The 13,631-nt window shown below is 59.6% G+C and carries 16 protein-coding genes; 10 read left to right on the plus strand and 6 right to left on the minus strand.

Going from position 1 to position 13,631, the window contains the following annotated elements:
- Positions 1-109: 109 nt before the first annotated feature.
- From BN1121_RS13470 to BN1121_RS13475, 4 genes are all read right to left on the minus strand, one after another.
- Positions 110-349: a hypothetical protein gene (locus BN1121_RS13470; protein ID WP_005364262.1), complete on the minus strand. Its 240-nt coding sequence runs from the start codon at positions 347-349 to the stop codon at positions 110-112.
- Positions 350-418: 69 nt separating this feature from the next.
- Positions 419-832: a GAF domain-containing protein gene (locus BN1121_RS20350; protein ID WP_197065764.1), complete on the minus strand. Its 414-nt coding sequence runs from the start codon at positions 830-832 to the stop codon at positions 419-421.
- A complete protein-coding gene (locus BN1121_RS20060) occupies positions 825-1,403 on the minus strand; it encodes a hypothetical protein (RefSeq protein WP_197065760.1) in 579 nt (192 codons plus the stop codon). Before BN1121_RS20060 ends, BN1121_RS20350 begins: the two co-directional genes overlap by 8 nt.
- Before the next feature lie 78 nt (positions 1,404-1,481).
- Positions 1,482-1,919 carry a DUF2846 domain-containing protein gene (locus tag BN1121_RS13475; protein WP_043158285.1) on the minus strand — a complete coding sequence of 146 codons (438 nt, stop codon included), beginning with the start codon at positions 1,917-1,919 and terminating at the stop codon, positions 1,482-1,484.
- Positions 1,920-2,114: 195 nt separating this feature from the next.
- Between BN1121_RS13475 and BN1121_RS13480 the strand changes: the two genes are divergently transcribed.
- From BN1121_RS13480 to BN1121_RS13495, 4 genes are all read left to right on the plus strand, one after another.
- Entirely contained in the window at positions 2,115-2,456 is a 342-nt protein-coding gene (locus BN1121_RS13480; RefSeq protein ID WP_005362624.1) for an SH3 domain-containing protein, read from the plus strand.
- A gap of 51 nt (positions 2,457-2,507) precedes the next feature.
- Complete coding sequence (locus BN1121_RS13485; protein ID WP_152424751.1) at positions 2,508-2,975, plus strand: hypothetical protein; 468 nt, start codon at positions 2,508-2,510, stop codon at positions 2,973-2,975.
- Between the two features lie 80 nt (positions 2,976-3,055).
- Positions 3,056-3,553, plus strand: coding sequence for a DUF1993 domain-containing protein (locus BN1121_RS13490; RefSeq protein ID WP_005362626.1), 498 nt, complete (start codon positions 3,056-3,058; stop codon positions 3,551-3,553).
- A 438-nt stretch (positions 3,554-3,991) separates the two neighbouring features.
- On the plus strand, positions 3,992-4,657 hold the full coding sequence (locus BN1121_RS13495; protein ID WP_043158287.1) for a hypothetical protein: 666 nt from the start codon (positions 3,992-3,994) through the stop codon (positions 4,655-4,657).
- Positions 4,658-4,756: 99 nt separating this feature from the next.
- On the opposite strand, the gene BN1121_RS13500 is transcribed toward BN1121_RS13495, so the two are convergent.
- Together BN1121_RS13500 and pgi are read right to left on the minus strand one after the other, a co-directional pair.
- Entirely contained in the window at positions 4,757-5,206 is a 450-nt protein-coding gene (locus BN1121_RS13500) for an SRPBCC family protein (RefSeq protein ID WP_005362634.1), read from the minus strand.
- A gap of 134 nt (positions 5,207-5,340) precedes the next feature.
- A complete protein-coding gene (pgi, locus tag BN1121_RS13505; protein ID WP_005362635.1) occupies positions 5,341-6,990 on the minus strand; it encodes a glucose-6-phosphate isomerase in 1,650 nt (549 codons plus the stop codon).
- Between the two features lie 380 nt (positions 6,991-7,370).
- On the opposite strand from pgi, the gene BN1121_RS13510 reads away from it, so the two are divergent.
- The 6 genes from BN1121_RS13510 (at position 7,371) to ccoG (ending at position 13,592) form a co-directional block, all read left to right on the plus strand.
- On the plus strand, positions 7,371-7,559 hold the full coding sequence (locus tag BN1121_RS13510) for a hypothetical protein (RefSeq protein WP_005362636.1): 189 nt from the start codon (positions 7,371-7,373) through the stop codon (positions 7,557-7,559).
- A 98-nt stretch (positions 7,560-7,657) separates the two neighbouring features.
- The gene (locus BN1121_RS13515; protein WP_005362637.1) at positions 7,658-10,036 is read left to right on the plus strand and encodes a heavy metal translocating P-type ATPase; all 2,379 of its coding nucleotides are present in this window, start codon (positions 7,658-7,660) and stop codon (positions 10,034-10,036) included.
- A complete protein-coding gene (gene cueR, locus BN1121_RS13520; protein ID WP_005362638.1) occupies positions 10,036-10,425 on the plus strand; it encodes a Cu(I)-responsive transcriptional regulator in 390 nt (129 codons plus the stop codon). Before BN1121_RS13515 ends, cueR begins: the two co-directional genes overlap by 1 nt.
- Positions 10,426-10,556: 131 nt before the next feature.
- Complete coding sequence (locus BN1121_RS13525) at positions 10,557-11,711, plus strand: GGDEF domain-containing protein (RefSeq protein WP_043597968.1); 1,155 nt, start codon at positions 10,557-10,559, stop codon at positions 11,709-11,711.
- A 24-nt stretch (positions 11,712-11,735) separates the two neighbouring features.
- The gene (locus tag BN1121_RS13530; protein ID WP_005356455.1) at positions 11,736-11,999 is read left to right on the plus strand and encodes a YihD family protein; all 264 of its coding nucleotides are present in this window, start codon (positions 11,736-11,738) and stop codon (positions 11,997-11,999) included.
- Between the two features lie 159 nt (positions 12,000-12,158).
- Positions 12,159-13,592 (plus strand): cytochrome c oxidase accessory protein CcoG, encoded by a 1,434-nt coding sequence (ccoG, locus tag BN1121_RS13535; protein WP_005356445.1) that lies wholly within the window; start codon positions 12,159-12,161, stop codon positions 13,590-13,592.
- Positions 13,593-13,631 lie beyond the last annotated feature (39 nt).

A 13,631-nucleotide genomic window follows, 5' to 3' on the forward strand; every position in this document is an offset into this window, starting at 1 on the left:
TGATAACTAGATCTGTACACCCTAACTTCTTTTGTCTTTTAAATGCGCTCACCCGGCTTTAGGCCGGGTTAGTCGTTATATCGCGATAGCAACTAGTACTCAATTATGCCTAGATATTTATTTTTTGATGCTTTGATATACCTTGGAATATTGCATCTTCTTCTTGCTTAATTTTATTGTATATCCAATCAGCCATCATTTCTTCCGCTTGGCTATCTAGGCCTTGAGAAGAATATTTGAAAAATGTCTTTTCAAATTCGTTGGAAACAGTATATCCGTCAAGCTCGTTTCCTTTGGGCACTACGAGTTTGGCATAGCCCACTATGTTCCTTTTTTTTAGCGTGTTCATTCTCAGCCCCTCCTCATCTATCTCTTTGACATAGACAAACTATCATTTAGCACATTTTTAAAATTAAATCTAGTTTTTGTTTTGATTATTTTCGTGATTTGTATAGATTTCTATAGCAACATCTAAATATACAGCAATAAGTGACGCTATATTTTGTAGAAAGTCTTTGTCTCTTTCCAATGAGAATTGTTCTGGTTGGGCACTTGTCAACACAAGGACTCCTAGACACTCATTATCTGAATTGCTTTCATTATATGTTAGGATTGGGACGGAGATAAAAGAACAATAATTTCTTTTATCTGAGGAGTTAGTTATTTTTAGCTCACTACTTTTAGTAATATCTGGGCATATTTTCAATTCTTTGTGTAAGTGTGTTAAACCTACATGCCCAAAGCCAGGTTTCCAACTTCTATCTTTTCTAATAATTCTATCATCACAACGTCTTGATGCTACTTGTAGCTCTTGGCTGCGGTTATCATATATATAGAGCTATGTTGTATCGAGATTCACTAACAAAACTAAACAGCACTTCTCTATGTATGGAAAGATAGCTGAGTATTGTGTCAAAGAAATCCTGCAGTTTATTATCCATTGTTTCCTCAGAAAGTGAGCCATCTCGTTTACCGTGGATCATATCCCTGATGTGACTATTAACTTTTAATGTTGTTAGATAGATAACTAACTTTTGTGTTGCTGTCAACGAGGTTGATAAATGCATTCTTTCATAAATTTTTTCAATATCATCGGATATGCTATTATATTTTTTCACTAACTCGGAAAGCTCTATAGTTGTATCACTTCTCTTATCAAGGTAATGAAATCCAACGGAGAGTAAAAAATGGACAATCAAAAAAACAAAACAGAATATAAAAAATGAAGAATGAAGCTTTGATAAGTCATCTTTAAATAAGAAAACATAGGAAACACCAAGGCCAATAATAATTGGAGCAAAACAGGTGTTCCATATGCTAAATGTTGATATAAAATAACCAGTAAACCTTGAATTAATATATTTGTTCTTTTTAAGAACACTTTCAATTCTTTCTTGGTCCATATAACGACGCCCCCCTATCAGAAATCAATTTCTAGCTAAGACGTAGCTGATATAACTACGCCTTGCTTTAAAGCTCAATCACTTAACCAACTTGCTCTCCATCACCCCTTGCTTGCCTTCCTCTTCACTGACTTGACTCAGCTTGGAGCGGGCCATCAGCAGGCCCATCTTGACCTCCTGCCAGACGTAGTAGTTTTTACCCGCCTCGGTGCTGAGGGTCAGAGTGGCATCGTTCTCTGACTTGGAGGTGATGGTGTGGCTGCCCGGCGTCACCTGCTTGAGGATATAGCTGTGGGCCACGGTATCGCCGACTGCCATGCCATCCACCAGCACCGGCATTTTAATGGCGGCACCGAAGGTCTCATTGCGATAGATATAGAGGTTGGCCGCATCCTTGGGCGCCATAAACTGCTTGGCCTGCGCGTCTGCGGTGACATCGGCCATGGGCACGGAAGCACAACCGGACAGTAGCGCCGCCGACAGCAGGGCGGCGGTAACCATTATTTTCCTGAACATAGGCACTGTTTTTATTGGATTAAAGGGAGATAAAGGTTCGCATGGAGCTTGGTTGGCCGGCAATTGCCCTTTGCCCTTCTAGCCGTGACCCGCCTCTCTTTTTTGGGAATTCATCGAGTCCGATATGCAGTTTCTCTCCCCCAAGCTGACCGCTTGCTGTGATAGTGGCAAGATGACCCATTCGGAGAAGAGACCATGCTGGCGCTGATCACCACAGCTCACCAAACCTGTTACCCCAATCCCATCGGCTTTGTGGCCGGAGAGCGGGTGCGTATCGGCCATGAGGATGACGAGTTTCCGGGCTGGGTGCGCACCTACACGGCCGACGGCAACGAGGGGTGGGCGCCCCTGTCGCTGCTGACCCCGGCCGGGCAGGGGGAGGCGTTGGCGCGGCAGGATTACACGGCCCGGGAGTTGAATGTGGAGGTGGGGGAGCGGGTGACGGTGGAGCGCGAGCTGGCCGGCTGGCTCTGGGTGCATAACGATCGGGGGCAATCGGGCTGGATCCCGGCCAGCTGCATCGCCACCGTCAGCTAGGGACCATGGCGCCGTTTTGCCGTTATCATGCTCGCGTCGACGGAGGGAATCATGATGAGCGAGCGACGCAGAGCGTATCAGGCGAGGTTGTTGCCACTCTGGCACAGGGGAAGGCGGGCCTGTCAGGGCGGCTTGCTCTTTGCGCTTTCATTCAGCGCCTATCACCTGTTGGTTTGGCTACCCGTGCTGCGCGAGCGAGGGCAACTGCTGTGGGACGGCGGCAGCTGTTACACCCCGGCCGATCTGGCGATATCTATCGTGCTGGTCGGCCTGGTCGGTGCGGCGCTGCTCTGGTGGCCCCTCTTTTTGCTGCGTGGTCTCTGGCAGGCGGGGGCCTTTGCCTGTGTCTGGCTGTGGCTCGCGTATTACCTGGCGCAGCAGGCCAGTGCCAATGACGGGGCAACCTGGGCGATGAGCGGCATCATCTACAGCTTTATGGTGCAGAATGCCCACCACATCTTGGTCACTCTGGTGCCCGCCCTCGCGCTTGTGATGCACAGGGGACGCAGACGGGGGTAAGGGAGTCGTAATAGAGGTGGCATGGGTTATAGTGAGACTCGTTTGTTTTGGTCCATTTTTTCACCCACCGAGAGCGCACCATGAACCGTGATATTGCCGCCCAGTTTATCAAGATGCTGACCAACCTCGATCACTGCCTGGCCAAGGCCGAGGCTCATGCCGAGGCGAAACACTTCAACGTGGAGAACTTCTTCGGCGAGCGCCTGATCGTCGACATGCTGCCCCTGAGCAAGCAGGTGCTGATCTGCTGCGACGCGGCCCGCGCCTGCGTCGCCACCGCCAGCCTGACCGAGCCGCCTGTGCTGGGTGACGATCCCAAGACCATGGCCGATCTGCGCGCCCACGTGGGCAAGACCCTCGCCTACCTGGAAGGGATGCAGGAGGCTGACTTCAGCCGCTACCAGAGCGGGCGCTACCTGCCCCACTGGGCCGGCGGCAAGGGCATGGATGGCCACACCTGCGTGTTCGAGTACGCCATCCCCAACTTCTATTTCCACCTCACCATGACCTATGCCCTGCTGCGCAAGGCGGGGGTCGATCTCGGCAAGCGCGACTACCTGGGCGCGTTGGCGATGTAATAAGCCGGGCCGGGCACGAAAAGCCTGCCGGATGGCAGGCTTTCTTCGCCCTGGACGGAGAGCCCTTGGCCCCAGTCTGCGCCGGCATCTTCTTGACGAGCGCGCGGGCTGTGCGGGTCAGTGAATGGCGCCGGGGAAGACCCCTGGTCGGTTGAAATGGCGCTTTTCGATAAAAGCGCACCACTTATCTAAAGCATCCTGGCTTGGCCCCACTTACAGTGCGAAGTGAAGGGTCTCAAAGGCGCTCATCACGTCACTCCAACCGATCGGATGCATCACCGGCATGCCCTGCGGCATTCATGGCGGCAGAGTGATGCCTTACTTCGGTAAAGCGGGGGCGTTGCCCCTGTCGACTGTTCAGACCACAAGTAAGTGGCCAAGTCGCTACAATCCGCGCTGAAAATCAGAAAAGGCAATAAAAACATGAAGATCCGAACAATCTTACTTGCGACTGTGCTGAGTCATGGCGCCGTGCAGGCGCAGGAAAGCGTCGCCTCAAGCTGGCAAGACAGCCCGGTCACCCGCCTCAAGGCCCAGGCTCTGTTGCAGACACTCAACGCCACCCTGCTCAGCAACCCGAGCGCCACCGTCACACTGCAAAGCTGGTGCACCGACCACAAGATGGCCGGTGAACCGCGCATCCGCGCCTTGCGCGACCAGAACACCCGTAAACCCGCCGATGCCGCCATCCGCGAGCAGCTCAAGGTCGGTGCCGATGAGCCCGTCGGCTATCGCCGGGTACAACTCGCCTGTGGCGATCATGTGTTCTCCGAAGCGGACAACTGGTACGTGAAAAGCCGCCTCACGCCTGAGATGAACCGGCTCCTCGACACCAGCGATACCCCGTTTGGCCTGGCCGTCAAGGCACTGAACTTTAGCCGCCGGACTCTCTCGTCCACCCTGCTCTGGTCGCCTCTACCGGCCGGTTGGGAGATGCAGATGCCCAAGTTGGCCACCAGTGATCAGTCGTTGGCGATACCCGAGCGGGTGCTGCAACATCGTGCCCTCCTCTCACGGGGTGATGGCGTGCCGTTTAGCCTGGTGGTCGAGACCTATCGCCGCGATCTCTTCGCCTTCCCGCTGGACAACGCCGTCAGCCACTAACGCCAGATGACGCCCTGTTAGGGGGCGAGACGCCAGCTTGCTGGCGTGCAATCAACAACAAAGCCTGCCAGGTGGCAGGCTTTTTTTATTGGGCGCGGCTCAGCCCTGCACTGTGTCGGGCTCCACCAGGCTTGCCAGCTGGGTGAGCGACTCCTGCCAGCCGAGGTAGCACATGGGCAGTGGTATGGCCTCGGGAATGCCGGTTTGCTCTATGGTGAGCTCGGTGCCGCACAATACGGGGTGGAAGGTGACGCTGACCCGCAGCTCGCCGGGCAGCTGAGGGTCATCGAAGCGGTCGGTGTAACACAGTCGCACGCCGGGCTCGAGGACCAGGTAGGTGCCGCCGAAGGCATGCCCCTGGCCGCTGGCAAACTGGGTGAAGGCCATCCTGAAGGTGCCACCGACCCGCGCCTCCAGATGATCCACCCGGCAGGTGAAGCCGTGGGGCGGTAGCCACTTGGCCAGTGCCAGGGGGTCGATAAAGGCCCGATAGACCCGCTCCGGCGGTGCCTTTAGCACCCGGTGCAGCTTCACTGTGCCTGTCGTCATGGTTCGCTCCTTCTGGGTGAGATGACCCGTCAAGGATAGCCGGCGCCGGGCTCGGCGCCGCCACGGGGCAGGATGAGAGGGGGGCGCGATAAAAAAGCCCGCTTCGAGAAGCGGGCTTAGGGTCAGCGGGCGGCTCAGGCGCGCCAGGCTTTCCAGGTGTTGATCAGGCCATTGGTAGAGCTGTCGTGGCTGCTGATGGCCTCAGCGGTGCCGAGCTCCGGCAGGATCTTGTTGGCCAGCTGCTTGCCCAGCTCAACGCCCCACTGGTCGAAGCTGAAGATGTTCCAGATAGCGCCCTGCACGAAGATCTTGTGTTCGTACATGGCGATCAGGGAACCCAGCATCTTGGGGGTCAGCTGCTTGAACAGCAGGGAGTTGGTCGGGCGATTCCCCTCGAACACCTTGAACGGCACCAGATCCTTGACCTGCTCCAGCGTCTTGCCGGCGGCCAGGAACTCGGCCTCAACCTGTTCTTGGCTCTTGCCGAAGGCCAGGGCCTCGGTCTGGGCGAAGAAGTTGGCCAGCAGTTTCGGATGGTGATCGCCGATGGGGTTGTGGCTGATGGCCGGGGCCAGGAAGTCGCAGGGGATCAGCTTGGTGCCCTGATGGATCAGCTGATAGAAGGCGTGCTGGCCGTTGGTGCCCGGCTCACCCCAGATGATGGGGCCGGTCTGGTAGTCGACCGGGTTGCCGGCGCGATCCACGTACTTGCCGTTGGACTCCATGTTGCCCTGCTGGAAGTAGGCAGGGAAACGGTGCATGTACTGATCGTACGGCAGGATGGCCTCGGACTCGGCGCCGTGGAAGTTGTTGTACCAGAGGCCAATCAGCGCCAGCAGCACCGGCACGTTCTGCTCATAGGCGGCCGTGGCGAAGTGCATGTCCATCTCGAAGGCGCCTTGCAGCAGGGCTTCGAAGTTGTCGATACCGACCGACAGGGCGATCGGCATGCCGATGGCAGACCAGGAGGAATAGCGACCGCCCACCCAGTCCCAGAACTCGAACATGTTGGCGGTGTCGATGCCGAACTCGGCCACGGCCTTGCCGTTGGTCGACAGGGCTGCGAAGTGCTTGGCCACGTGGGCCTTGTCACCGGCATGGCCCAGGAACCAGTCGCGGGCGCTCAAGGCGTTGGTCATGGTCTCCTGGGTGGTGAAGGTCTTGGAGGCGACCAGGAACAGGGTGGTCTCCGGATCGATCTTCTTGAGGGTCTCGGCGATATGGGTGCCGTCGACGTTGGAGACGAAGTGCATCTCCAGGTGGTTCTTATAGGCGCGCAGGGCCTCGGTGATCATGACGGGGCCGAGATCCGAGCCGCCGATGCCGATGTTGACCACGTGCTTGATCGGCTTGCCGGTGTAACCCTTCCACTCGCCACCGATGACCTTCTCGCAGAAGCCTTTCATCTTGGCCAGCACGGCGTTCACTTCCGGCATCACATCCTTGCCGTCCACCTCGACCGGGCGATCGGAGCGGTTGCGCAGGGCCACGTGCAGCACGGCGCGATCCTCGGTGCGGTTGATCTTCTCACCGTTGAACATGGCGTCGATGGCGCCGCGCAGGTCGGTCTCGTCGGCCAGCTTGATCAGCAGTTGCAGCGTCTCTTCGGTGATCAGGTTCTTGGAGTAATCCACCAGCAGATCGCCGCCGAAGGTGAGGGAGAACTTCTCAAAGCGCTGGGGATCCTTGGCGAAAAGATCCTTCAGTTGCATGTCGCCCTGGGCGGCGAAGTGGGCTGCCAGTGCCTGCCAGGCCTGGGTATGGGTTGGATTGATGTTTTTCATAGTCATCCTGAGATTCCAATTGTTGTTTGAACCTTGCAGGCAAGGCTCCCGCCAAACCTTATTATTCGAGGGATTATAGCCAGTCCGGCAGCCGTTCCGGGGTAACAGAAGATTGCAGACTGTCTCGCTCAGAGAGGTGGTAAGTTTACAACCAAACGTCCGGATTATGGCCCCCCGAGATGGCGGTGACATTGAGCCTGCTCATATTTTCCCCGGCCTGCCCCAGCGCAAAGCACTGCCGCCACCCCCTTCCCCGTGACAAAAACGGGTTTTGTGCAGAAGTTGACCGCCGTCAACTCAGGTTCAGCTGACCCCTTCTATGCTGCGCTCGCAAGGATTCAGATCTCCCAGGGACGGTTCATGAAGAGAGGAGATCGGATATGAAGAAGATGTTTTCCCTGTTGGTGCTCTGTCTGGTGGCGACCGGTGTGGTCGGAGTGTTGACCCTGTCTGCCGCAACCCTGGCGCCAAGCATGGAGGTAAGGGTGCTGTCGGTCATAGGCGCGCTGTTGGCCGGTTATCTGATGATGCAACCCATCGTCAACCGGTTGGCGAGTCGCCTGGCCTGATCCCGTTAACGAGGCGAATGCCTCGTTATTTTCGCTCTTTACATTACAGTTAAGGTAAAGGTTAAGGTTAATGATATTCCATCGGGGGAGTATCACTCATGACCATTTCCATTCAGGTGCCTGTCAAAGGCATGAGCTGCGCCGCGTGCGGTGATCGCATCGGGCGTGGCCTGAGCGAGCTGGAAGGGGTAACGGCCTCGGTCAACTTTGCCCTGGAGCTGTGCGCCATCTCGGCGTCGACCCCGGAGGCCGAGCGCGCCGCCCTGGCTCGTATCGGTGAGCTGGGCTACCAGACCGTCGAAGAGACCCATCAGTTCGCCATCGAGGGGATGAGCTGCGCCGCGTGCGCCGCGCGCCTCGAGCGGGTGCTGGCCGCCCAACCCGGCGTGGTGGGGGCCGAGGTGAACTTCTCCCTGTCCCAGGCCCGGGTGCGTGGGGTGCAGGGGGCGGTGACGCCGGCCTCCTTGCGCGATGCGGTGCAGGGGGCCGGCTTTGGCGCCCACTTCGCCAGTGGCGAAGACAAGGCGCGCCAACTCGCCGAGCAGGCCGAGCGGGAACGCCTTGAGGAGCGCGGTGAGCGCCGTCGCCTCATGGTGGCGGCCCTGCTCACCCTGCCCCTGGTGGTCGGCATGGCGTCCATGGCCGGCTGGCTCCCCTGGCACCTGCCGCCCCTGATCGAGTTTCTGCTCGCCACCCCGGTCCAGTTCTGGGTCGGCGCCCGTTTCTATCGCGGTGCCTGGCGCGCCTTGCGTGCCGGCGCGGCCAACATGGATGTGCTGGTCGCCACCGGCACCAGCGCCGCCTATGGCTACAGCGTCTGGATCTGGCTCAAGCTGGGGTCGGCGGCCATGGGGCACCTCTATTTCGAGGCGAGTGCCGTGGTCATTACCCTGGTCTCCCTCGGCAAGTGGCTGGAGGGGCGCGCCAAGCGCAGCACCCGTACCGCCATCGTCGAGCTGATGGCCCTGCGTCCGCAACAGGCCAGGGTGTGGCGCGGCGACCAGTGGCAGCAGTGCGCCATCGCCGAGGTGCTCAAGGGGGATCGCATCCAGGTGCTGGTGGGGGAGCGCATCCCGGTTGACGGCGTGATCCTGGCCGGTGAGAGCGAGCTCGACGAGGCGGTGGTCACCGGCGAGAGCGTGCCCGTGCTGCGCCAGGTGGGGGACAAGGTGTTGGAGGGGACCATCAACGGCTCCGGCCTGCTCGAGATCGAGGCCCACGCCGTGGGGGAGGAGTCAAACCTCGGCCGCATCATCGCCCTGGTTGAGCAGGCCCAGATGGGCAAAGCGCCGTTCCAGCAGTTGGTGGACCGCATCAGCGCCCTGTTCGTGCCGGTGGTGATGATCATCGCCCTGCTCACCGGTCTGCTCTGGTGGCAGCTCGGCGGCGGTCTGGAGCAGGCCCTCATGGCCGCGGTCTCCGTGCTGGTGATCGCCTGTCCCTGCGCCCTGGGGCTGGCCACCCCGGCGGCCGTGGTAACCGGTACCGGCGTGGCGGCGCGCCACGGCATCCTGATCCGCGACATCGAGACCCTGCAGCGAGCCCATGGCATTCGCGCCGTCATCTTCGACAAGACCGGGACCCTGACCCTGGGGAGGCCGACCCTCGAGCAGTGGCAGGGCTGCGAGGCGGATATGCGTCTGGCCGCCGCCCTGCAACAGGGCAGCGAACACCCGCTCGCCCACGCCATGCTGAGCGCCGCGAGTGGCCCTCTGCCCCAGCCCGAATCGGTGCAGGTGCACGTGGGCAGCGGCATCGAGGGGCGGGTCGAGGGGCATCATCTGTTCATCGGCAATCAGAGCCTGATGGCGACCGCCGGCCTGGACCCGGCACAGTGCGTGGTGCCAGAGGCCGGGGTGACCCGGGTCTGGGTTGCCCGCGATGGCGAGCTGGCGGGGTGGGCCGATCTGGCCGATCCCCTGCGCCCGGAGAGCGAGGCCGCGGTGCGCGCCTTGCAGGGGCGCCACATCGCCGCCTGGCTGGTCAGCGGTGACGCCCGTCCTGCGGTCGATCACGCGGCGGCGCGCCTCGGGCTGGACGGCGCCTTCGCCCAGGTGAAACCCGAAGGCAAGGTGGAGCGGGTGCGCGAGTTGCAAGCCAAGAGCGACGGGCTGGTGGCCATGATTGGTGACGGGGTTAACGATGCGCCGGCCCTGGCCGCCGCCGACGTCGGCATCGCCATGGGATCGGGGGCCGAGGTGGCCATGGAGACGGCGTCGATTACCCTGATGCGCCCGGATCCGCGCCTGGTGGTCGATGCCATCGACATCTCGGCCTCGACCTGGCGCACCATACGCCAGAACCTGTTCTGGGCCTTTATTTTCAACACGGTCGGCATTCCGCTGGCCGCCTTCGGCCTGCTCAGCCCGGCGTTGGCCGGCGCCGCCATGGCACTGAGCAGCGTGACCGTCCTGACCAATTCCCTGTTATTGAAACGGTGGCGCCCGCGCGCCGCCGCCTGGATAAGGAGAACCTAATGAACATCAGCAAGGTGGCCAAGGCCAGCGGGCTCACCGCCAAGACCATCCGCTACTACGAGAGCATCGGGCTCATCACGCCGCCGGTACGCAGTGCCAACGGCTATCGCAGCTACGGTGAGGCTGCGGTGCGCGAGCTGCGCTTCGTCAAGCGGGCGCGCGAGACCGGCTTTAATCTGGAGGAGTGTCAGGAGCTGCTGGCCCTCTATCGGGATGAGCACCGCACCAGCGCCCAGGTCAAGAAGCTGGCCCAGGAGAAGATCGCCGATCTGCGCGAGCGCATCAGCGGCCTGCAGGCCATGCTGGCCAGCCTGGAAAAGCTGACCTGCTGCTGCCACGGTGACGGGCGTCCCGAGTGCCCGATCCTCGAGGAATTTGAGAAGGGATGAGCCGGCTAAGAGGCTAATTTGGGAGGCGTTTGCGACAGGGTAATCTGAGTAAAAGGCTAATAATTGGCCGTTATTGTTGGCCCGATAGGCCGGTGCTAGACTGTCGCCCTTCTTGGGCTGGGAGTGGCAGAGTGACGGCGAGTATTACCAAGCAAGTCCGACAGGCAGTCGTGACCCAGCTCTGCGAGCATATGGCGTTCAGCCTGCCCTGCCTGCTGCTGATGGCCGTCAGTTGGGCCCTGATGTTCTACGCCTATGTCGAGCCGCGCCAGACCCTGATCTGGCTGGGCAGTCACCTGTTGTTGCTGGGGCTGCGCTGGGCCCATCTGCTGTGGCGCCAGGGCATGCTGGATCGCGTCGAGCATCAGCGGCTCGAGCATGAGCTCTTCATCGGCGTCACCATCACCTCCATCCTGTGGGCCATGGGGGTGCTTGCCTACTTCGATCAGCTGCCCGATACCTATCGGGCCAGCGTGCTGATCCTGGTCAGCCTGATCCTCACCGGTGGCAGCATACTGCTCATCGGTAGCCGCCGCTGTTTTCTGGGGTTTCTGTTTCCCCTCGGGGTGATCCAGTTGCTGGACTTGGCGCTTGGCAGCGAGCAGGAGCGGATCCTCGGCTGCATGATCGCGGGTTACCTGTTCGTGTTTCTCCCCACCCTGGTGCGCCGACTGCGGCGGGATATGCTGACCTCCCTCTATCACCGCTTCGCCAACGCCGATCTGGCGGCCGAGTTGAAGGCGGTCTCGGAGCATCTGCATCTCGCCTCGCGTAGCGATGGCCTGACCGGCATTGCCAACCGGGCCTGCTTCGATCACTCCCTCGAGCAGGCCTGGCGCCGTTGTCACCGCGCCAAGGCCCCCCTGTCGTTGATCCTGCTCGACGTGGATTACTTCAAACAATTCAACGACCTCTATGGCCATCAGAAGGGCGACGCCTGCCTGCAACAGGTGGCCGGCGTGTTGTCCGGGGCCCAGCGCAGGGAAGACGATCTGGCCGCCCGTTACGGGGGCGAGGAGTTTGCCCTGCTGCTGCCGGCGACCGGCCATCGCGGTGCGCGACAGGTGGCGGAGCAGGTGCGCCGGGCCATGCGCGAGCTGGCGATCCCCCATGCGCGCTCGCGGGTCTCCGGGGTGGTGACCTGTAGTCTGGGGGTGGTGACCCTGGTGCCGGATCCCTCGCTCTCCATGAGCGATCTCATCCAAAAAGCGGATGCAGCCCTCTATCAGGCCAAGCATAATGGGCGCGACCGAGTGGAGGTGGCCCCGTTGGGGCGCGCCGCCTGATATCCGACCGAACGAGGAGGCGACATGCAATGTCATCGTATTGAGGAGCTGCTCGAACTGCTGCAGCCCGCCTGGATCCGCGAGCAGGATCTGAATCTGATCCAGTTTATCGAGAAGCTGGCAAGAGAGGCCGGTTACCAAGGGGCGCTGGGCGAGCTGACCGACGACGTGCTCATTTATCATCTCAAGATGCGTGACGCCGACAAGAGTGCCCTGATCCCGGGTTTGGCCAAGGATCATGTGCCCGATTTCAAGGAAGCCTTGCTCAAGGCGCGCGGCATCAAATAAGTCCCCACTCTTTGTGGTGTGTTGTCAATGGCAACGCGCCACTTCTTCGCTACAAAATTGCGATCATCGTTCCATTCTTGTCACATCTGACGCCATCTCGCAGCAAGCTGTTTAAGATATAATCCGCCTATAACAATCACAACGGAGCAACGTGCTGCAATGGGTGACCACGAAAAGATCGAGGTCAAGGACGTGACCGGGGTATTCAATCCCAACACGTACAAGGCCAGTGACGACAGATTTAACCCGGGTAACCGGATCTATGTGCGGGCGCAACTGGGTTATTGGCAGCGGCTGCGCAAGGGGATGGGATGGTTCTTCATGCTGTTCTTCCTGGCGCTCCCCTGGCTGCGCTACGATGGCAGGCAGGCGATCCTGTTCGATATCGGCAACCAGCAGTTCCATATCTTTGCCGCCACCATCTGGCCTCAGGATCTCACCCTGCTCGCCTGGATCTTCATGATCGCCGCCTTCGGGCTCTTCTTCCTCACTACCTTCCTCGGCCGTGTCTGGTGCGGTTATCTCTGCCCCCAGACGGTCTGGACTTTCCTCTTCATCTGGTTTGAAGAGAAGCTGGAGGGGCCGGCCAACAAGCGACGCAAGCTCGATGCCGCCCCCTGGAGCCGGGAAAAGATAGTGCGCAAGGGGAGCAAGCATCTGGCCTGGATGGTTGTCTCACTCATCACCGGCCTCACCTTCGTTGGCTACTTCCACGACATGACCGAGTTGGTGCCGGGGCTTGCGACCCTCTCCATCGACTTCTGGCCCCTGTTCTGGGTCTTCTTCTTCGCCGCCTGCACCTATGGCAACGCCGGCTTCATGCGCGCCATCATGTGCGTGCACATGTGCCCCTATGCCCGCTTCCAGTCGGCCATGTTCGACAAGGACACCTTCATCGTCGGCTATGATGCCAAGCGCGGTGAGCAGCGCGGCGCCCGCTCCCGCAAGGCCGATCCCAAGGCGATGGGGCTCGGCGACTGCATCGACTGCGATCTCTGCGTGCAGGTCTGCCCGACCGGTATCGACATCCGCGACGGCCTGCAATACGAGTGCATCAACTGCGGCGCCTGCGTCGACGCCTGTGACCAGACCATGGATCGCATGGGCTATGCCAAGGGGCTCATCAGCTATACCACCGAGCACAAGCTGGCGGGTAACAATACCCATGTGGCCAGGCCCAAGCTCATCGGCTATGGCCTGGTGATGGCGGTGATGCTCTCGGTGTTTGCCTATAACGCCATGTCCATCATGCCCATGGGGCTGGATGTTATCCGCGACCGTAACCAGTTGTTCCGCGAGAACAGCGACGGCCTGGTGGAGAACACCTATAACCTGAAGATCCTCAACAAGACCATGCAGCCCCAGAGTTATCGGCTGACGGTCGAAGGGCTACCCGACTATCAGTGGTACGGTCCGCGCGAGGTGACGCTCAAGAGCGGCGAGATCCTCAACCAGCCGGTCAGCCTGGGGGTCAACCCGGACAACCTGCGCCAGGGCTCACTGGATATCCGCTTCGTGCTGATCCGCAAGGGGGCGGGGTCGGATCCCAAGGGGGTCATCAAGCAGGAGAGTAAGTTTATCAGCCGGCTCTGACCGGTTGTGGATAGAATGGGGGCCAAGTGCCCCCCTTTT

The sequence above is a fragment of the Aeromonas diversa CDC 2478-85 genome, assembly GCF_000819805.1.
Lineage (GTDB): Bacteria > Pseudomonadota > Gammaproteobacteria > Enterobacterales > Aeromonadaceae > Aeromonas > Aeromonas diversa.